Source organism: Streptococcus halitosis, assembly GCF_027691175.1.
In the GTDB taxonomy this organism is placed as follows: Bacteria; Bacillota; Bacilli; order Lactobacillales; family Streptococcaceae; genus Streptococcus; species Streptococcus halitosis_A.
Window position 1 is genome coordinate 701048 of record NZ_JAQFBD010000001.1, and the last position, 20721, is coordinate 721768.

The window sequence follows — 20721 nt, forward strand, 5'->3', positions numbered from 1 at the left end:
CGAGAAAGAAAGTCACAGAAGTTCCTAAAAAATAATATAATAAACGGTATTCCTCTTTTGTCTGTGGTATAATAAAAGAAAAGACTTGCAGTAAAAGCAAGGGGGAAATAAAGATGGAAAAGCGACAAGATAGATGGTCTCATGGTCCTATTTTTGGATTGTTGAAGAGTAGTATTGGTTTCTTTAGGAATTATAAATCTTGGACAAATGCCCAGTTTATTACGGTGCTGTTGCTTGCAGTTTCCTTGTCTATGGGGCTGAACTTGTTGACCCAAGCAGTACAAGGGAACAAGGGAACAAGTCCGAGTGGTCAAACAGTTGATTCTGCTCAGACGTCTAGTCAGTCTAAGGAAAATCAGTCTGCCGAAACGACAGCTCGTATCATGGCAAATGGTGACCTTCTCTACCATATTCCTATCTACCGAACAGCTCTGAAAGAAGATGGAACCTATGATTTCCATGAAAATTTTGAGTATGTAAAACCCTGGCTCAAACAAGCGGATTTAGTGCTTGGTGACTTTGAAGGAACGGTGAACAAGGACCACTACTTGGCAGGCTATCCTCTCTTTAATGCACCAGGGGAAGTCATGGATGCGATCAAGGATGCAGGCTACCAAGTTCTAGACTTGGCTCATAATCACATCTTGGATTCTCAAATTGAGGGAGTGGTTTCGACAGCAGAAGCTATTGAAAAGGCAGGGATGACACCCATAGGAGTCTACACACATGAATCCCGTGACCAAGCTCCACTAGTTATCAAGGAAGTCAATGGTATCAAGGTAGCTCTCCTAGCCTATTCTTACGGTTTTAATGGCATTGAGCAGTATATCTCTCAAGAGGATTATAATCGCTATCTTTCTGACCTGAATGAAGATAAGATGAAGGCGGAAATCGAACGAGCTGAGCAAGAGGCGGATATTACTGTCATCATGCCTCAGATGGGAATTGAGTACCAGCTAGAACCGACGGAAGAACAGAAAACACTGTACCACAAGATGATTGACTGGGGAGCTGATATTATTTTTGGAGGGCATCCTCACGTCGTTGAACCTGCTGAAACCGTTGAAAAGGATGGTGACAAAAAATTGATCATCTATTCCATGGGAAATTTCCTTTCAAACCAGCGCATTGAAACCATGCAAGATGAGGAAAATGCCAAGTGGACGGAGCGCGGTGTTCTCATGGATGTGACCATTAAGAAAAAAGATGGCAAGACAAGGATTGAAACTGCCAAAGCGCATCCTACTTGGGTCAATCGGACACCTAAAGGGACTTACTCTCCAGAAGGCTATCCGCTCTTCCTCTATCAGACCTATATCCTAGAGGACTTCATTGAGGGAGGCAGTCACCGTGACAAGTTGGATGAGGCGACCAAGGAACGAATTGACACGGCCTATAAAGAAATGAATGAACATGTGGGATTGAAGTGGTAGGTGCTCACCCTAAAGGAGATAGGATGACGATTAAATTAATTGCAACAGAAATAGAGATTAAATGGATAATACAATAGAAGCAAGAAATTCCTTGGAATAAAGAGAGTTAGAGTTAAGGTGAAATTTGGTGCGAATGAAATAATTTGATTCGCAGAAGATGAAATTTAAAACGTTAAAAGAATTGGTATAAGGCAGTTTATCTTCCACAGGAACAAGCTGCGAATACACCGTCACGTTAGGACGTAGCTTATGATTGAAAAAACAGTAACAGTTAACGACAAAGAAGTGAAGTTCAAATCATCAGCTACCATTCCACGTTTGTATCGTATCAAGTTCAAGCGTGATATTTTTAAAGATTTAGCTAAACTAGAAAAATCATTTAAAGTCAACGAACAAAGTTTTGAGATTGAAGATTTAGAGATTTTTGAGAATGTGGCATGTATTATGGCGTATCACGCAGATAAAACTATTCCTCCAACCATTGATGAATGGTTAGATGAGTTTGATAGGTTTTAGAAATAGGTATTTAGTAGTATAATAAGAGTTACAATACACATGGAGGTAGCTTATATATGAATGTAATATGTTCTGAATTATTTTGGACAGCATTATCTGCTGTAGGGACAATTGGAGCCGTTATTGTAGCTTTATGGCAAATATTAAGACCTAAATCAAGAAAATTATTAGTAAGTAGTACATTCTCTCAGTATCTGGATAAGAAGATGCTGGAGTTTGTAATTACATTGGAAAACATGGGTGATGTTCCCATAATTATAAAAGAATGTGGATTTGGAAAGTTTACAACTAAGGAAGGGAATCAAAAGTTTCTTACAGGTAAAAATGTTAAATTTATAGATAAGAAATTAATCAATGTAATTGATACTTCTATGAATAATTATGTCAATGATGCTAAATTTCCTTTATTAATAAAATCAGGAGAAGCTGTTTTAATTACTTATGAATATATAAGCGAAAAATCTTTTGAATTTGATGATGAATTTATCACTCAACAAACAGAATATAAGTATTTCACTAAAGGAATAGCAGCAGTGAGAGATTCGAGAAATAGGATTTATCTATAAAACAATACATGATCACGGCATTTAATGAAAAACTCTTCAACACATTAGTGGAAAAAATGGTCATACACACAAAAGATAAAGTAGAAGTCCACTTCAAAAACGGTCAGGTCATAGAAATATGATCTGACTGTTTTTATGAATGGAATGAGACATTCATTTTATGATATAATATAAAGGATTAACAGAGATGAGAAATGATGGGGGTTGCCTAAATCGTTAAAAGATGCACACCCTAAATGCCCTTTGCACAGCCCTAATAATAAAAAGGAGCTAATTGTATGATAAAACTCATTGCAACAGATATGGATGGAACCTTGTTGGATCCAAGAGGGCAACTGGACTTGCCACGTTTAGAAAAGATTTTAGACCAATTAGATGAACGAGGTATCCGTTTTGTCATTGCGACGGGAAATGAGGTTCATCGAATGAGGCAATTATTAGAACACTTGGCGAGTCGAGTGATCTTGGTTGTTGCTAACGGCGCTCGTATATTTGAGTATGATACATTACTTCAAGCTCAGACCTGGGATGATGCTATGGTTGACAAGGCTCTCCTTCATTTTAAAGGGAGAGAGTGTCGAGATCAGTTCGTCGTTACCAGTATGAATGGGAGTTTTGTCAAGAAAGGAACTGTTTTTACAGAACTTGATAAATTTATGACTCCTGAGATGATTGAAAAACTCTATCGGCATACAAACTTTGTTGAAGAGCTCAGATCGGATCTCTTTGGTGGAGTGCTTAAAATGAGCATGGTCGTTGGTGAAGAACGATCAAGTTCTGTTTTGCGGGAAATCAATGACCTCTTTAATGGGCATGTAAGAGCTGTTTCCAGTGGTTATGGTTGTATCGATATCCTACAGGCTGGTGTTCACAAGGCTTGGGGATTGGAAGAATTACTCAAGCGCTGGAATTTGCAATCGGAACAAGTCATGGCTTTTGGTGACAGTGAAAATGATGTCGAAATGTTAGAGCTGGCTGGAATTGCCTATGCGATGGAAAATGCAGATGATAATGTCAAGGCAGTTGCGACTGCCCTAGCACCAGCTAACAGCCAGGCGGGCGTTTATCAAGTTCTAGAGAATTGGTTAGAGAAAGAGGGATAGGGTGGCAGTACAGTTATTAGAGAATTGGCTCTTAAAGGAGCAGGAAAAAATTCAAACCAAGTATCGTGAATTGAATCAAGTATCTGTTCTAGAGCCAGATATCATCTTTATTGGTGATTCGATAGTGGAATATTACCCTCTTCAAGAGTTGTTTGGGGTTGCCAAGACGATTGTTAATCGTGGCATCCGAGGTTACCAAACTGGACTTTTAATAGATAACCTTGATGCACATCTGTATGGTGATGCTGTCGATCAGATTGTTCTCTTAATTGGGACAAATGATATTGGAAAAGATATTCCCATGAATGAAGCCTTGGATAATCTCGAGCGTGTAATCCAATCGATTGCCCGAGAATATCCGCTGTCACAAATAAAGCTCCTTTCTATTCTGCCAGTCAATGAGGGAGAGAAATACAAGCAGACTGTTTATATCCGAACCAATGAAAAGATTAGAGAATGGAATCAAGCCTATGAGGCTCTAACATCCGCCTATATGCAGGTAGATTTTGTGCCTGTTTATGATAGTTTGATAGATTCAGAAGTACAACTCAAAAAAGACTATACAACAGATGGCCTTCATCTAAGTGTAGCCGGTTATCAAGTCTTATCGGAAGCCTTAAAAGGGGTTCTTTTCTAAAGAGGTGGCTTGATTTTGCATTTTTCATGAAGATAGGTTATAATGGTTCTATCGTCTTTTGGGGTCGTTACGGATTCGACAGGCATTATGAGGCATATTTTGCAACCCGTGTGGCGACGTAAACGCTCAGTTAAATATAACTGCAAAAAATAACACTTCTTACGCTTTAGCTGCCTAAAAACCAGCAGGCGTGACCCGATTTGGATTGCTCGTGTTCAATGACAGGTCTTATGATTAGCGAGATACGATCAAGCCTTGTCTAGTGGTTTGATAAGAGATTAATAGACTCGCAGTTCCTAGGCTTGAGTTATGTGTCGAGGGACTGTTAAAACAATACATAACCTATGGTTGTAGACAAATATGTTGGCAGGTGTTTGGACGTGGGTTCGACTCCCACCGGCTCCATTATTCTTTCACCCACCTTGGAAAAACGTTGTTAAATCAACGTTTTTTGTTTTTGCCTTTGGTATTCCTTGGTATTCTTTTTTTAAAAAGGGATACAAAAAAAGATACAACATTTGTTGTATCTAAAAAAATAATTTTTCTTTTCTACGGAAGACATGGGATTCGAACCCACGCACGCTGTTACACGCCTACCGCGTTTCCAACACGGCCTCTTAAGCCTCTTGAGTAATCTTCCAATACTTACTCAAATAGTCTACCATAAAGCCACTTATCTTGCAATAAAAATTTTGGAAATAAGAAAAATGATAGAATTTGAAAGAAAATGATAAAAAATGCTTGACTTTGATAGAAATTGTGCTAGAATGAATAGTGTAAACGATAACAGGAGGTGATTTGGTGTTAAAAACTGAGCGGAAGCAACTGATTTTAGAGGAGTTAAATCAACATCATGTAGTTTCCCTAGAAAAATTGGTTAGTCTATTAGAAACATCAGAATCAACGGTACGAAGAGATTTGGATGAGTTGGAGGCAGAAAACAAGCTTCGCCGTGTGCATGGTGGAGCAGAATTACCCCACTCCTTGCAGGAAGAAGAAACCATCCAAGAAAAATCTGTCAAAAACCTTCAAGAGAAGAAGCTACTGGCTCAAAAAGCAGCCTCTCTTATTAAGGAACAAGATGTTATCTTTATTGATGCTGGAACGACAACTGCTTTTTTAATCAAGGAATTGGTTAATAAGAATATCACAGTTGTGACCAACTCCATTCACCATGCGGTTCAGTTGGTTGAAAAGCAGATTCCAACTGTCATGGTTGGAGGAAGTGTCAAGATGGCAACAGATGCATGTATTGGCGGTGTTGCTCTTAACCAAATCAATCAATTGCACTTTGACCGTGCCTTTATTGGGATGAATGGTGTCGACGATGGTTATTATACGACTCCAGATATGGAGGAGGGAGCCGTTAAGCGTGCTATTTTAGAGAATGCCAAACAAACCTATGTCTTGGTGGATTCGTCAAAGATTGGTCAAACTTGCTTTGCCAAGGTAGCACCACTTAAACGCGCTATTGTCATCACAAGTCAAGGGCATGAGCTCTTGCAGGCTATTAAGAAGAAAACGGAGGTAATAGAAGTATGATTTATACAGTCACACTTAATCCATCCATTGACTATATCGTTCGCTTGAACCAAGTTCAAGTCGGCAGTGTCAATCGTATGGACAGTGATGATAAGTTTGCTGGTGGGAAAGGAATCAATGTCAGTCGTGTCTTGAAACGCTTGGATATTTCTAATACTGCGACTGGATTTATTGGAGGTTTTACTGGTAAATTTATCACAGATACCCTTGCAGAAGAGGAAATCGAAACTCGTTTTGTCCAAGTAGCAGAAGATACTCGTATCAATGTCAAGATTAAAGCAGACCAAGAAACAGAAATCAACGGAAGGGGTCCAACTGTTGAACCAGCCCAGCTAGAAGAGTTGAAAGCTATTTTATCTAGTTTGACTACAGAAGATACGGTTGTGTTTGCGGGTTCGAGTGCTAAGAACCTAGGCAATGTTATCTACAAGGATTTGATTGCTTTGACACGCCAGACTGGTGCGCAAGTGGTTTGTGACTTTGAAGGACAGACATTGATTGATAGTTTGGACTACCAGCCACTTTTGGTTAAACCAAACAATCACGAACTTGGAGCTATCTTTGGAGTGAAACTCGAAAGTTTAGATGAAATCGAGAAATATGCTCGAGAATTGTTGGCTAAAGGTGCTCAAAATGTCATCATCTCTATGGCTGGGGACGGTGCCCTCCTTGTCACATCTGAAGGAGCTTACTTCGCTAAACCAATCAAAGGGACAGTAAAAAATTCAGTTGGTGCTGGTGACTCTATGGTTGCTGGATTTACCGGTGAATTTGTCAAATCAAAAGACGCAGTAGAGGCCTTCAAATGGGGAGTGGCTTGTGGGACAGCAACTACTTTCTCTGATGATTTGGCAACTGCAGCATTTATAAAAGAAACTTATGAAAAAGTTGAGGTAGAAAAACGATGAAAATTCAAGACCTATTGAGAAAAGATGTCATGTTGCTGGATTTGCAGGCGACTGAAAAAACAGCAGCTATCGAAGAGATGATTCATAGCTTGGTAGATCATGGTTATGTGACGGATTTTGAAACCTTTAAAGAAGGGATCTTAGCGCGTGAAGCTCTCACTTCCACTGGTTTGGGTGACGGAATTGCTATGCCACACAGCAAAAATTCTGCTGTCAAAGAAGCAACAGTTCTCTTTGCAAAGTCAAACAAGGGTGTTGACTATGAAAGCTTGGATGGGCAACCAACAGACCTCTTCTTCATGATTGCAGCTCCAGAAGGTGCCAATGATACTCACTTGGCAGCCTTGGCAGAATTGTCTCAATACTTGATGAAAGATGGTTTCGCTGACAAACTTCGCCAAGTAACATCTGCAGATCAAGTTATCGAACTATTTAACCAAGCTTCAGAAAAAGCTGAGGAGCCTGTCCAAGCACCTGCTAATGACTCTGGTGACTTTATCGTAGCTGTTACGGCTTGTACAACAGGGATCGCTCACACTTACATGGCTCAAGAAGCCCTTCAAAAAGTAGCTGCTGAAATGGGTGTTGGTATCAAGGTTGAAACCAATGGTGCTAGCGGTGTTGGGAACCAATTGACTGCAGAGGACATCCGCAAGGCTAAAGCTGTTATCATCGCAGCGGATAAGGCAGTGGAAGTGGATCGTTTTGATGGTAAACCTTTGGTTAACCGTCCAGTTGCAGACGGTATCCGTAAGACAGAAGAATTGATCAACTTGGCTCTTTCTGGGGATGCTGAAGTTTATCGTGCTGCTAATGGAGCAAAAACTGCAACAGCATCTAATGAAAAACAAAGCCTTGGTGGTGCCTTCTACAAACACTTGATGAGTGGTGTATCTCAAATGTTGCCATTCGTTATCGGTGGTGGTATCATGATTGCCCTCGCCTTCTTGATTGACGGTGCTTTGGGTGTGCCCCAAGATAGTCTTGGCAATCTCGGATCTTACCATGAGCTAGCTTCTATGTTCATGAAAATCGGTGGTGCAGCCTTTGGCTTGATGCTTCCAGTCTTTGCTGGTTATGTAGCCTACTCTATTGCTGAAAAACCAGGTTTGGTAGCTGGCTTTGTGGCTGGTGCAATTGCCAAAGAAGGTTTTGCCTTTGGTAAAATCCCTTATGCAGCAGGTGGTGAAGCAACTTCAACTCTTGCAGGTGTCTCATCCGGTTTCCTAGGTGCCCTTGTTGGTGGATTTATCGCAGGTGCTTTAGTTCTTGCTATCAAGAAATACGTTAAAGTTCCTCGTTCACTTGAAGGTGCTAAATCAATCCTTCTCTTGCCACTTCTTGGAACAATCTTAACAGGATTTGTCATGCTAGCTGTTAACATCCCGATGGCAGCAATCAACACTGCGATGAATGACTTCCTAGGCGGTCTTGGAGGCGGTTCAGCTGTCCTTCTTGGTATCGTTCTTGGTGGAATGATGGCTGTTGATATGGGTGGTCCAGTTAATAAAGCGGCCTATGTCTTTGGTACAGGTACGCTTGCAGCAACTGTTTCTTCAGGTGGTTCTGTAGCCATGGCAGCAGTTATGGCTGGAGGAATGGTGCCACCACTTGCTATCTTTGTCGCAACCCTTCTTTTCAAAGATAAATTCACTAAGGAAGAACGCAACTCTGGTTTGACAAACATCATCATGGGCTTGTCATTTATCACTGAGGGAGCGATTCCATTTGGTGCCGCTGACCCAGCTCGTGCTATCCCAAGCTTCATCCTTGGTTCTGCAGTAGCAGGCGGACTCGTTGGTCTTGCTGGAATTAAACTCATGGCGCCACACGGAGGAATCTTCGTTATCGCCCTCACTTCAAATGCCCTTCTCTACCTTGCCTGTGTCTTGGTTGGCGCAATTGTAAGTGGTGTGGTTTATGGTTACCTACGTAAACCATTAGAAAAATAATCATAAATACTCAAATGACTGAACACGAAAGTGGGCAGTCATTTTTTGATGATGGAGTTAGGGAGAACGGTCTTTAAAGTGATATAATAGAGGTAAATCTTAGAGAATTTAAATGATAGAATGCTGAAGTTCTACAAATATCTTAGAGGAGATAAGTGTCATGAGTGATTCTAGAAAAGAAGGAATCGACAAACTAGAAAAGGAACAGTTCGGTCGCAAAAGTCTTACAAAAGAAGCGTTACAAGGAACCTATGCCAGCTTGGTGGAGGAAGATTTTTCTGATTCTAAACGAATTCATTTTATAGCTGATTTAGGTAGGAGCCCAGAAATTGCCTTTCATTTTGAACTCATTTGCAACGATTGGGAGGAAGGAACTGACCTAAATTTTGAAGCAAGTTTTGACCAGCATGGGCAGGAGGGAATAGACTATCTTTTGGAAACTCTCAATCAAGAGGAAGATGAGAGTCAACGCATTTTGATTGTTTATTTTCTAGCGAAAATTCTTTCCAAAGTAAGACATAGAGATTTTTATGCATCTTCTTGCAAGCAAGTACTTCCTGTTCTAATCTCTCTTTTACCTAGTTCAGAAGCTTCGAATCGTAGAAAGCTAATCATTGCCCTAGGTTGGATTGGTTCAATAAGTGAGATAGAAATCTTAGGGCAACATCTCTTGACTGACCCAGATGCACTTTGTCGTGCCTGGTCTGCCAGTAGTTTGATGCAATTATCTTTTCATCAAATTGAAAAAGAAGTCTTGATGGAGAAAACGAAGGATTTGTTTCGAGAGGCGATTCCAGAAGAAAAGGACTTTCTGGCTTGTGCTCTGATGATAGAAGCAGCTCAAGTTTTATTTGGGAAAAAATGGATTCCTACATCTGCTGTAGAGAAGTTGGAAATCGAAAAGATTGAGAAGGCAAGAAAATCAGCAATTAGATTTTTGAAGAAGTAGTGAGACAAGGTTGTTGAAAAATCATATAGAATAGAAAATTCAGAAATATCAACGAAAGATGATTGTGTCTAGTAGATGCAGTCATTTTTTTGATTTCTCTAGATGTTTCTGAAATATGGTATAATAGAAATATGGCAAACAAAAATACAAGTAAAACAAGACGGAGACTGTCTAAAGCAGAACTCGAAAGAAAGCAGGCTATCCAGAGGATGTTGATTTCCTTAGGGATTGCCTTATTATTAATCTTTGCAGCCCTCAAGCTTGGTGCTGCGGGTGTCACCCTTTATAATCTCATTCGACTGTTAGTCGGAAGTTTGGCCTATGTGGCTATAGGCGGCCTCCTCATCTATCTTTTTCTTTTTAAATGGATACGCAAGCAAGAGGGGCTTCTGTCAGGATTTCTCTGTATCTTCGCTGGCTTGCTCTTGATTTTTGAGGCCTATCTTGTCTGGAAGTTTGGTTTGGAGCAGTCAGTTCTAAAAGGGACCTTGGCTCAAGTTATGACGGATCTGACGGGTATCCGGGTGACTAGCTTTGCTGGTGGAGGTCTGCTAGGTGTTGGACTTTACATCCCCATTGCCTTTCTTTTCTCCAACATCGGATCGTACTTTATTGGAGTTCTCTTGATTCTAGTTGGGGCTCTCTTGGTCAGTCCTTGGTCTATTTATGATGTTGCAGCCTTTATTGGAGCTCAGTTTAGATCCTTCATGGAAAAACAGGAACAGAGAAAACAGGAACGCTTCATCAAGAGAGAAGAAGAGAAGGCTCGTCAAGAAGCTGAAGAAGCAGCAAGAATCAAGAGAGAACAAGAAGAACAGGATGCACTACCGCTTCCTCCTGTAGATCCTGAAACTGGAGAAATCTTACCAGAAGTTCCAGACTATGATCTTCCGCCAATTCCTGAAAAAGAATGGAATGAACCCGAGATTATCCTCCCTCAAGCTGACGTTGAAGTTCCAGATGAGAAAGAAGATTTTGAGGATGAAGAGGTGCAGGTTGATTTTTCTGCTAAGGAAGCCCTCGAATACAAGCTACCAAGCTTGCAACTCTTTGCGCCAGATAAACCCAAAGATCAGTCCAAGGAAAAGAAGATTGTTCGAGAAAATATCAAAATCTTAGAAGAAACCTTTGCCAGCTTTGGTATTAAGGTAACGGTTGAACGGGCTGAAATCGGCCCATCAGTAACCAAGTATGAAGTCAAGCCAGCAGTCGGTGTACGGGTTAACCGCATTTCCAATCTGGCAGACGACTTAGCGCTGGCTCTAGCAGCCAAGGATGTTCGGATTGAGGCTCCGATCCCTGGTAAATCCCTAGTCGGAATCGAAGTACCCAACTCTGAGATTGCAACCGTCTCCTTCCGTGAACTCTGGGAACAGTCTCAAACTAAGCCAGAAAATCTCCTCGAAATTCCTCTAGGGAAGGCGGTCAATGGAACTGCTCGCACCTTTGACCTTTCCAAGATGCCCCACCTACTTGTTGCAGGTTCGACAGGATCAGGGAAGTCAGTCGCAGTTAACGGTATTATCGCTAGCATTCTCATGAAAGCAAGACCCGACCAGGTCAAGTTTATGATGGTGGATCCTAAGATGGTTGAGTTGTCGGTTTACAATGACATTCCTCACCTTTTGATTCCAGTTGTGACCAATCCACGCAAGGCCAGCAAGGCTCTGCAAAAGGTTGTGGATGAGATGGAAAATCGTTACGAACTCTTCGCTAAGGTTGGTGTGCGAAATATCGCTGGTTACAATGCCAAGGTCGAGGAATTCAATGCCCAGTCTGAGTACAAACAAGTAGCGCTTCCTTTGATTGTTGTCATTGTGGATGAGTTGGCTGACCTCATGATGGTGGCTAGCAAGGAAGTAGAAGATGCCATCATTCGTCTTGGACAGAAGGCGCGTGCTGCAGGGATTCACATGATTCTCGCAACGCAACGTCCATCGGTTGATGTCATCTCTGGTCTCATTAAAGCCAATGTCCCCTCTCGTGTGGCTTTTGCAGTTTCATCAGGTACAGATTCACGAACCATCTTGGATGAGAATGGAGCAGAAAAACTGCTTGGTCGAGGAGACATGCTCTTTAAACCAATTGATGAAAATCATCCAGTCCGTCTGCAAGGATCCTTTATCTCAGATGACGATGTCGAGCGCATCGTAAACTTCATCAAGGCTCAGGCGGATGCGGACTACGATGAGAGTTTTGATCCAGGTGAGGTTTCTGAAAATGAAGGAGAATTTTCAGATGATGAAGCTGGCGGCGATCCGCTTTTTGAAGAAGCTAAGGCTCTGGTTATCGAAACGCAGAAAGCCAGTGCTTCGATGATTCAGCGTCGTTTGTCGGTTGGATTTAACCGTGCGACCCGCCTTATGGAAGAACTCGAAATGGCGGGTGTTATCGGTCCAGCTGAAGGAACCAAACCACGAAAAGTATTGCAACAATAAAAAATAGCTTCTTTCCAAAGCTGGAAGGAAGCTATTTTAGTAGTTATTGATTGCTTTTGTTTTCGGAACTAGTCGTTTTGGACGAGTTTCCACTATCAGTTGTTTCTTTTGTTGAGGAAGGTGTAGAAGAATCCTGAGTTGTTGTTTTCTTCTCTTCTTTTTGCTCTTCCTTTTTATTGGATTGAGGAGTTTCTTCCTGCGAGGTATTTTCTTTAGTAGAAGTGTTGTCCTTGTTAGGAGTAGTATTCTCCTGAGGGGCTTCTTTTTGAATTTCCTTGACAACAGTTGTTTGGGTTGTCGTCGGTTCTTTTTTGTTGTTTTTGTTATTATCCATGGCGTTCATGATGGTGATAGTAGCGGTGATTAGGCCAAGGATACTACCGATGGTAGCAATCGTTTTTTGAAAGACAGTAAACCCCTTTTTGATATGCTCAGTTTTTGGTTTTGAAGTTCTATGATAGTTAGACATGATACTCTCCTTTTATTATGATTTATTATACCTCATTTCTTTAAAAAAATCTTAAAAAAAAGAGAAATTGCCCTTTCTTGTCGCAAGCTTCGTTTCATGATACAATAGAAGAAGTGATTTTAGAAAGCGTGAGAAAACATGATCTACTTTGATAATTCGGCAACGACCAAGCCTTATCCTGAAGCACTTGAAACTTATACGCAGGTCGCTTCGAAAATTGTAGGAAATCCATCCAGTCTCCATCGTTTGGGAGACCAGGCGACACGAATTTTAGATGCTTCCCGGCAGCAAATTGCAGATTTGATTGGCAAGAAGAGTGATGAAATCTTCTTTACCTCTGGTGGAACAGAAGGAGATAACTGGGTCATCAAGGGTGTGGCCTTTGAAAAATCCCAGTTTGGCAAGCATATCATCGTATCAGCTATTGAGCATCCAGCAGTCAAGGAATCAGCCCTCTGGCTAAAAAATCAAGGTTTTGAGGTGGATATTGCTCCAGTGGATGAGAAAGGATTTGTGGATGTTGAAGCATTAGCAGATTTGATACGTCCTGATACGACTCTCGTCTCCATCATGGCAGTTAACAACGAAATTGGCTCTATCCAGGCTATTGAGGCTATTTCGAAACTGTTAGCAGATAAGCCGACCATTTCCTTCCATGTTGATGCGGTTCAGGCACTCGCTAAGATTCCGACTAAAAACTATCTGACAGACCGAGTGGATTTTGCGACCTTCTCAAGTCATAAGTTTCATGGTGTCAGAGGTGTTGGATTTGTCTATATCAAGTCTGGTAAGAGGATCATGCCTCTTTTAACAGGTGGTGGTCAAGAGGGAGACTATCGTTCGACAACTGAGAATGTAGCAGGGATCGCAGCAACAGCCAAGGCCCTCCGTTTGTCTATGGAAAAGTTAGATATCTTTACTAATAAGACGGGGCAGATGAAATCAGTCATTCGCCAAGCGCTTTTGGACTATCCAGATATTTTCGTCTTTTCAGATGAGGATGACTTTGCCCCTCATATCCTGACTTTTGGGATTAAGGGTGTTCGTGGTGAAGTCATTGTTCACGCTTTTGAAGACTATGACATTTTCATCTCAACGACTTCTGCTTGTTCGTCCAAGGCTGGGAAACCTGCAGGCACTTTGATTGCCATGGGAGTGGAGAAGGATAAGGCCCAGTCAGCTGTGCGTCTAAGCTTAGACCTAGAAAATGATATGAGTCAGGTCGAGCAGTTCTTGACCAAGCTAAAATTAATTTACAATCAAACTAGAAAAGTAAGATAGGAGCATTTATGCAGTATTCAGAAATTATGATTCGCTACGGAGAGTTATCAACCAAGGGCAAAAACCGTATGCGTTTCATCAATAAACTTCGCAATAATATTTCAGACGTTTTGTCTATCTATCCTCAAGTTAAGGTGACCGCAGATCGCGACCGTGCCCACGCTTACCTCAATGGAGCTAATTACACAGCAGTTGCAGAATCGCTCAAACAAGTCTTTGGAATTCAAAATTTTTCTCCTGTGTATAAGATTGAAAAGTCAGTGGAAGTTCTGAAGTCTGCTGTCCAAGAGATTATGAAGGAAATCTACAAGGAAGGGATGACCTTTAAAATCACTAGCAAGCGTAGCGACCACAACTTTGAATTGGACAGTCGTGAACTCAATCAAACTCTTGGTGGAGCTGTTTTCGAAGCAATTCCAAATGTCCAAGCTCAGATGAAAAATCCAGATATTAATCTTCAGGTTGAGATTCGTGAGGAGGCTGCCTATCTTTCCTATGAAACTTTTCGTGGAGCAGGAGGATTACCTGTGGGAAGTTCTGGTAAAGGTATGCTCATGTTGTCAGGAGGGATTGACTCACCCGTGGCAGGTTATCTAGCTCTTAAACGAGGGGTAGATATTGAGGCGGTTCACTTTGCCAGTCCGCCATACACGAGTCCTGGTGCTCTTAAAAAAGCCCAAGATTTGACCCGCAAATTGACTAAATTTGGGGGCAATATTCAGTTTATCGAAGTACCTTTCACTGAAATTCAAGAGGAAATCAAGGCTAAGGCGCCAGAAGCCTACCTCATGACCTTGACCCGTCGTTTTATGATGCGCATTACCGACCGTATCCGTGAGGTACGAAATGGTTTAGTTATCATCAATGGGGAAAGTCTTGGTCAAGTAGCCAGCCAGACCTTGGAAAGCATGCAGACTATCAACGCTGTGACTAGCACTCCAATCATTCGTCCCGTGGTTACCATGGACAAGTTGGAAATCATTGATATCGCGCAGGAAATCGATACCTTTGAAATTTCAATTCAACCTTTTGAGGACTGCTGTACTATTTTTGCGCCTGATCGTCCTAAGACCAATCCTAAAATTAAGAATGCAGAGCAGTATGAAGCACGCATGGATGTTGAAGGTTTGGTTGAGCGAGCAGTGGCTGGTATCATGATTACTGAGATTACACCTCAAGCTGAAAAAGATGAAGTCGATAACTTGATTGACAATCTCCTTTAATCAGAAAACCCAGAAGAATTCAGAAAAACAAATGAAAAAAGTTAGTTATTTATCCTTAAAATGGACATTTGCTGACTTTTTTTCTATTTTTATGGTATAATAAGATAAAATTTTGAATATAGAGAGTTTTCTGACAATGAATCATTCCTACTTTTACTTAAAAATGAAAGAACACAAACTCAAGGTTCCTTATACAGGAAAGGAGCGTCGTGTGCGTGTGCTCCTGCCAAAGGACTACGAGAAAGACACAGACCGTTTTTATCCTGTAGTTTACTTACATGATGGGCAAAATGTCTTTTACAGCAAGGAATCTTATATCGGACACTCATGGAAGATTATTCCAGCCATTAAACGAAATCCAGACATCAGTCGCATGATTGTTGTTGCTATTGATAATGACGGCATGGGACGGATGAATGAGTATGCGGCTTGGAAGTTTCAAGAATCTCCTATCCCAGGCCAGCAGTTTGGTGGTAAGGGTGTGGAGTATGCCGAGTTTGTCATGGAAGTGGTCAAGCCTTTTATCGATGAAACCTATCGTACCAAAGCTGATCGCCAGCATACGGCTATGATTGGTTCGTCACTAGGAGGCAATATTACTCAGTTTATTGGACTAGAGTACCAAGACCAAATTGGTTGTCTAGGTGTCTTTTCATCTGCTAACTGGCTCCACCAAGAAGCCTTTAACCGCTACATCGAGCGCAAGAAATTATCGCCTGAACAGCGTATCTTCATCTATGTGGGAACAGAAGAAGCGGATGATACAGACAAGACTCTGATGGCTGGTAATATCAAGCAAGCCTATATCGACTCGTCGCTTCGCTATTACCATGATTTGATTGCAGGTGGAGTACATTTGGATAATCTTGTCTTGAAAGTTCAGTCTGGCGCCATCCATAGTGAGATTCCATGGTCGGAAAATTTACCAGACTGTCTCCGATTTTTTGCAGAGAAATGGTAAGTTAGGAAAGGAGAAAGCCAATGCATATTGAAAACCTTAGCCACTGGAGTGGCAATCTTAATCGTGAAATGTACCTCAACCGTTATGGACATGCTGGGATTCCAGTTGTTGTTTTTGCTTCATCTGGTGGCAGTCACAACGAATACTATGATTTTGGCATGATAGATGCCTGTGCTTCCTTTATCGAGGAGGGGCGCGTCCAGTTCTTTACTCTCTCCAGTGTGGACAGTGAGAGCTGGCTTGCGACTTGGAAAAACGGTCATGACCAAGCTGAAATGCACCGTGCCTATGAACGATATGTCATTGAAGAGGCTATTCCTTTTATCAAGCACAAGACAGGTTGGTTTGATGGCATGATGACGACGGGTTGCTCGATGGGGGCCTACCATGCACTCAATTTCTTCCTCCAGCATCCAGATGTATTTACCAAGGTGATCGCCCTCAGTGGTGTTTACGACGCACGTTTCTTTGTCGGCGATTACTACAATGATGATGCTATTTACCAAAATTCGCCAGTAGATTATATCTGGAATCAAAACGATGGATGGTTTATCGACCGTTACCGTCAGGCAGAAATCGTCGTTTGTACGGGTCTCGGTGCCTGGGAACAAGATGGTCTGCCATCTTTCTACAAGCTTAAAGAAGCCTTTGACCAGAAACAAATTCCAGCCTGGTTTGCTGAATGGGGACACGATGTCGCCCACGACTGGGAATGGTGGCGTAAACAAATGCCCTATTTTCTTGGACGCCTGTATCTATAAAAGGAGTTGCCTATGAATTACCTTGTTATTTCTCCCTACTATCCACAAAACTTTCAACAGTTTACCATCGAGCTAGCCAATAAAGGCATCACCGTTTTGGGAATTGGTCAGGAGCCTTACGAACAACTAGATGAGCCCTTGCGCAATAGCCTGACCGAGTACTTCCGAGTAAATGATCTTGAAAATTTGGATGAAGTCAAACGTGCAGTTGCCTTTCTTATTTACAAGCACGGACCAATTGACCGTATTGAGTCTCACAATGAATACTGGTTAGAGCTGGATGCAGCCCTTCGTGAGCAATTCAATGTCTTTGGTGCTAAACCCGATGACCTCAAAAAGACCAAGTTTAAGTCTGAAATGAAGAAATTTTTCCAAAAAGCAGGTGTCCCTGTGGTACCTGGGGCTGTCATCCAGACGGAAGCAGATGTGGACCAAGCAGTTGAGACGATTGGCCTACCAATGATTGCCAAACCTGACAATGGAGTGGGAGCGGCAGCCACCTTTAAGTTGGAAAGTCAGGAAGATGTGGACCGATTCAAGCAAGAATGGGATCATTCGACCGTTTATTTCTTTGAGAAATTTGTCACTTCTAGCGAAATCTGTACCTTTGACGGGCTTGTGGACAAGGATGGCAACATCGTCTTTTCAACGACTTTCGATTATGCCCATACACCACTTGATCTCATGATTTATAAGATGGACAATTCCTACTATGTGCTCAAGGATATGGATCCAAAACTGCGCAAGTATGGCGAGGCCATTGTCAAGGAATTTGGTATGAAAGAACGCTTTTTCCATATCGAGTTTTTCCGTGAAGGGGACGACTACATTGCCATTGAGTACAATAATCGTCCTGCAGGTGGCTTTACCATTGACGTTTATAACTTTGCTCATTCCTTGGACCTCTATCGTGGCTATGCAGCGATTGTCGCAGGAGAAGAGTTCCCAGCATCAGAGTTTGAACCTCAATACTGTTTAGCTACATCACGTCGTGCTAATGCTAACTATGTTTATTCAGAAGAGGTTCTTCTTGCCAAATACAGTCAGCAATTCAAGGTCAAAAAAATCATGCCAGCGGCCTTTGCAGAGTTACAAGGAGATATCCTCTATATGTTGACAACTCCAAGTCGTGAGGAGCTGGATCAGATGTTAGCAGACTTTGGTCAACGTCAAGAGTAAGGAATAGGATGAAAGGAGTTTGACTTCTTTTGTCCTTTTCTTAAAGATAAGTTAAATAAAGCGTTTTCCAGAGATTCTTTTAGAAAATCGGTTGCTAAAAGGCCTAAAAATTGATAGAATAAGGATTGTCTAAAAAAATTAAGGAGAATCTATCAAATGGATTTTACATGGGCTATTAAATATGCCACTGAATTTTTGGGAACTGCCATTTTGATCATTCTTGGTAATGGTGCAGTTGCTAACGTTGAACTTAAAGGTACGAAAGGTCACCAAAGTGGCTGGCTCGTTATCGCGGTTGGTTACGGTATGGGGGTTATGATCCCAGCCTTGATGTTCGGTAATGTATCTGGGAACCACATCAACCCAGCCTTCACACTTGGACTTGCTGTGAGTGGACTTTTCCCTTGGGGACAAGTACCATATTATATCCTTGCGCAAGTTTTAGGAGCGATTTTTGGTCAAGCTATGGTTGTGGCTACTCACCGTCCTTACTACTTGAAAACAGAGAATTCTAATAACATTTTGGGTACTTTCTCAACGATTTCAAGTGTTGATCACGGTACAAAAGAATCACGTTTCGCAGCAAGTGTAAATGGTTTTATCAATGAGTTTGTCGGTTCGTTTATTCTGTTCTTTGCAGCCCTAGGAATGACTAAAAACTTTTTTGGTGCGGAAGTAATGCAATACATGAAGCAAATGGCAACGCAGGCTAATCAAACAGTTGACTTTTCTGAATTAGCTATTAAGGCTCAAATAGCACCACACACAGCAGCAGGTCTTTCAGTTGCTCATTTAGGGCTTGGTTTCCTAGTAATGGCCTTGGTAACTTCACTCGGTGGACCTACTGGACCTGGTTTGAACCCGGCTCGTGACTTTGGACCACGTCTTCTTCACGAACTCCTTCCAAAATCAGTTCTTGGTCAACACAAGGGTGATTCAAAATGGTGGTATGCATGGGTTCCGGTTGTAGCTCCAATTGCAGCGGGAATTGCAGCAGTAGCACTATTCAAACTACTTTACCTATAAGAAACGAAACTGGGGAAACCCAGTTTTTTTCTTGGAAAATTTTCTAATTTAAACAAATATGGCTTGTAAAATATTCTAAAATCCTTTAAAATAAAAGAGTTGGAGGAACTTATGGATGTGAATGAGATTGTTCGGATCATTCCGACTTTGAAAGTTAATAATCGAAAATTAAATGAGATATTTTATATTGAAACTCTAGGAATGAAACCCTTACTAGAAGAGTCTGCCTTTCTTTCATTAGGCGACCAGACGGGTACGGAGAGATTGATTTTAGAAGAGGCTCCAAGCATGCGAACTCGCAGAGTTGAAGGACTTAAGAAGCTAGCTAGGCTCTTGATAAAGGTTGAGGATCCTTCCGAAATCGAGGCCCTTCTTTCTCAAATGAAGTCTCTTCCTCGCTTGTTTAAAGGAAGTCGTGGATATGCTTTTGAGATTGTTTCTCCTGAAGAGGATGTGATCCTTGTTCATGCAGAAAATGATATAAGAGATTTGGTTCCACTGGAAACTGTTCCTGAATTTTATTCAAATACAGGTATAAAATACTTGAGCCAATTTGAGGTTTCTATGGAGTTGCGTTTGCCTGAGGGGACAGAGAGCTTACTTGATCCTGAAGGAGTAGCGCAAGTAATCACTTTTACTAAAGGGCAAGGACTAGATTTGGTTGTTGAAAACAATGTCACTTGGGACTTGACGATGTTGAAATTTTTAGTAAGAAATTTTGATCTAACCAGTCTTCGTCAGAAATTTGAAAAGACAGGCTACTTTGTCCCTAAGTCTGAAAAATTCTTCCTGGGTAAAGATACCAATAACATTGAATTGTGGTTTGAAGAAGCATGAAGTGGGAAAAAATTCTAAGAAAAATAGAAAATCAAATCGAGGCAGGGATTTATCCCGGGGCCTCTTTTGCGTATTATAAGGATGGTGAATGGAAAGAGTCTTATCTAGGATTGAGTGATCCAGAACGGGGCTTGAAGATAGAAAGCGGTTTGATTTATGATCTGGCTAGTGTGAGTAAGGTTGTGGGAGTGGGGACGGTTTTTACCTTCTTGTGGCAGCAGGGCAAATTAGATATTAATCGACCGGTGACGGATTTTTTACCGGAGTGTGATTATCCTGATATCACTATACGGCGACTTCTGACTCATGCAACAGACTTAGACCCCTTTATTCCAAATCGGGACAGGTTAAGTGCAGAGGAATTGAGAAAAGCCATGTTTCACCTCAACAGACGAAGTCAGCCAGCCTTTCTATACTCGGACGTGCACTTTTTACTCCTGGGCTTTGTTTTGGAAAAAATCTTTAAACAAGACTTGGATCAGATTATAGAAGAACAAGTTTTGGAACCATGGGGGATGAAGGAAACAATGTTTGGTCCTGTTGAGCAAGCTGTACCAACAGTGAGAGGAGTAGAGGCCGGAATCATTCACGATCCCAAAGCTCGTCTATTAGGGAAGCACGCTGGAAGTGCTGGTTTGTTTTCGACTGTTAAGGATTTACAGATCTTTCTGGAACATTACTTGAAAGATGAATTTGCTGTAGATTTGAGCCAAAATTTTTCTCCCTTAGATGATAAGGAGCGTTCCCTAGCCTGGAATCTGGAAGGAGCTTGGCTCGACCATACGGGTTATACAGGTACCTTTATTATGTGGAATCGGGAGAAGCAGGAAGCGGCTATCTTTCTATCCAACCGAACGTATGAGAAGGATGAGCGTGCCCAGTGGATAGTCGATCGAAATCAAGTCATGGAAATGATTCGTCAAGAGGAGTAGGGAGAAGC

Annotated in this window: 19 protein-coding genes, 1 tRNA gene and 1 other RNA gene; 19 read left to right on the forward strand and 2 right to left on the reverse strand. The window is 41.6% G+C overall.

The window, feature by feature from the left end; genetic code table 11:
• Positions 1 to 113 precede the first annotated feature (113 nt).
• The 6 genes from PG086_RS03385 to ssrA all read left to right on the forward strand — a co-directional run bounded on the left by PG086_RS03385 (position 114) and on the right by ssrA (position 4663).
• Complete coding sequence (locus tag PG086_RS03385; RefSeq protein ID WP_000415551.1) at positions 114 to 1433, forward strand: CapA family protein; 1320 nt, start codon at positions 114 to 116, stop codon at positions 1431 to 1433.
• Positions 1434 to 1682: 249 nt separating this feature from the next.
• Positions 1683 to 1949 carry a hypothetical protein gene (locus PG086_RS03390; protein WP_000570834.1) on the forward strand — a complete coding sequence of 89 codons (267 nt, stop codon included), beginning with the start codon at positions 1683 to 1685 and terminating at the stop codon, positions 1947 to 1949.
• Positions 1950 to 2005: 56 nt separating this feature from the next.
• On the forward strand, positions 2006 to 2515 hold the full coding sequence (locus tag PG086_RS03395) for a hypothetical protein (RefSeq protein WP_001100687.1): 510 nt from the start codon (positions 2006 to 2008) through the stop codon (positions 2513 to 2515).
• A 278-nt stretch (positions 2516 to 2793) separates the two neighbouring features.
• Entirely contained in the window at positions 2794 to 3618 is an 825-nt protein-coding gene (locus tag PG086_RS03400; RefSeq protein WP_000593352.1) for a Cof-type HAD-IIB family hydrolase, read from the forward strand.
• Position 3619: 1 nt separating this feature from the next.
• A complete protein-coding gene (locus tag PG086_RS03405) occupies positions 3620 to 4255 on the forward strand; it encodes an SGNH/GDSL hydrolase family protein (protein WP_000290634.1) in 636 nt (211 codons plus the stop codon).
• 60 nt (positions 4256 to 4315) lie between these two features.
• Positions 4316 to 4663, forward strand: a transfer-messenger RNA (tmRNA) gene (ssrA, locus tag PG086_RS03410).
• 144 nt (positions 4664 to 4807) lie between these two features.
• On the opposite strand, the gene PG086_RS03415 is transcribed toward ssrA, so the two are convergent.
• Positions 4808 to 4895 (reverse strand) — tRNA-Ser (locus tag PG086_RS03415).
• 161 nt (positions 4896 to 5056) lie between these two features.
• Here PG086_RS03415 and PG086_RS03420 point away from each other — a divergent pair.
• The 5 genes from PG086_RS03420 (at position 5057) to PG086_RS03440 (ending at position 12044) form a co-directional block, all read left to right on the forward strand.
• Positions 5057 to 5797: a DeoR/GlpR family DNA-binding transcription regulator gene (locus PG086_RS03420; RefSeq protein ID WP_000920660.1), complete on the forward strand. Its 741-nt coding sequence runs from the start codon at positions 5057 to 5059 to the stop codon at positions 5795 to 5797.
• Positions 5794 to 6705 carry a 1-phosphofructokinase gene (pfkB, locus tag PG086_RS03425; RefSeq protein ID WP_057488557.1) on the forward strand — a complete coding sequence of 304 codons (912 nt, stop codon included), beginning with the start codon at positions 5794 to 5796 and terminating at the stop codon, positions 6703 to 6705. The genes PG086_RS03420 and pfkB overlap by 4 nt, the downstream gene beginning before the upstream one ends.
• A complete protein-coding gene (locus tag PG086_RS03430) occupies positions 6702 to 8657 on the forward strand; it encodes a PTS fructose transporter subunit IIABC (RefSeq protein ID WP_270747838.1) in 1956 nt (651 codons plus the stop codon). Before pfkB ends, PG086_RS03430 begins: the two co-directional genes overlap by 4 nt.
• 160 nt (positions 8658 to 8817) lie before the next feature.
• A complete protein-coding gene (locus tag PG086_RS03435; protein WP_270747839.1) occupies positions 8818 to 9606 on the forward strand; it encodes a HEAT repeat domain-containing protein in 789 nt (262 codons plus the stop codon).
• A gap of 167 nt (positions 9607 to 9773) precedes the next feature.
• A complete protein-coding gene (locus PG086_RS03440; RefSeq protein ID WP_333558137.1) occupies positions 9774 to 12044 on the forward strand; it encodes a DNA translocase FtsK in 2271 nt (756 codons plus the stop codon).
• A 43-nt stretch (positions 12045 to 12087) separates the two neighbouring features.
• On the opposite strand, the gene PG086_RS03445 is transcribed toward PG086_RS03440, so the two are convergent.
• Positions 12088 to 12513, reverse strand: a complete 426-nt coding sequence (locus tag PG086_RS03445; RefSeq protein WP_057488553.1) for a DUF6556 family protein — start codon at positions 12511 to 12513, stop codon at positions 12088 to 12090.
• A 138-nt stretch (positions 12514 to 12651) separates the two neighbouring features.
• Between PG086_RS03445 and PG086_RS03450 the strand changes: the two genes are divergently transcribed.
• The 8 genes from PG086_RS03450 (at position 12652) to PG086_RS03485 (ending at position 20713) form a co-directional block, all read left to right on the forward strand.
• Positions 12652 to 13794 carry a cysteine desulfurase family protein gene (locus tag PG086_RS03450; protein ID WP_270747841.1) on the forward strand — a complete coding sequence of 381 codons (1143 nt, stop codon included), beginning with the start codon at positions 12652 to 12654 and terminating at the stop codon, positions 13792 to 13794.
• Between the two features lie 8 nt (positions 13795 to 13802).
• Positions 13803 to 15017 (forward strand): tRNA uracil 4-sulfurtransferase ThiI, encoded by a 1215-nt coding sequence (gene thiI, locus PG086_RS03455; protein WP_247917159.1) that lies wholly within the window; start codon positions 13803 to 13805, stop codon positions 15015 to 15017.
• 136 nt (positions 15018 to 15153) lie between these two features.
• Positions 15154 to 15978 (forward strand): alpha/beta hydrolase, encoded by an 825-nt coding sequence (locus tag PG086_RS03460; protein ID WP_247917162.1) that lies wholly within the window; start codon positions 15154 to 15156, stop codon positions 15976 to 15978.
• A gap of 20 nt (positions 15979 to 15998) precedes the next feature.
• Complete coding sequence (locus PG086_RS03465) at positions 15999 to 16739, forward strand: esterase family protein (RefSeq protein WP_247917164.1); 741 nt, start codon at positions 15999 to 16001, stop codon at positions 16737 to 16739.
• A gap of 12 nt (positions 16740 to 16751) precedes the next feature.
• Positions 16752 to 17918, forward strand: a complete 1167-nt coding sequence (locus PG086_RS03470) for an ATP-grasp domain-containing protein (RefSeq protein WP_247917166.1) — start codon at positions 16752 to 16754, stop codon at positions 17916 to 17918.
• 156 nt (positions 17919 to 18074) lie between these two features.
• Entirely contained in the window at positions 18075 to 18944 is an 870-nt protein-coding gene (gla, locus tag PG086_RS03475; protein WP_000348107.1) for an aquaglyceroporin Gla, read from the forward strand.
• A gap of 111 nt (positions 18945 to 19055) precedes the next feature.
• Positions 19056 to 19781, forward strand: coding sequence for a CppA family protein (locus PG086_RS03480; RefSeq protein ID WP_247917167.1), 726 nt, complete (start codon positions 19056 to 19058; stop codon positions 19779 to 19781).
• On the forward strand, positions 19778 to 20713 hold the full coding sequence (locus PG086_RS03485) for a serine hydrolase domain-containing protein (protein ID WP_270747842.1): 936 nt from the start codon (positions 19778 to 19780) through the stop codon (positions 20711 to 20713). The genes PG086_RS03480 and PG086_RS03485 overlap by 4 nt, the downstream gene beginning before the upstream one ends.
• Positions 20714 to 20721: the final 8 nt, after the last annotated feature.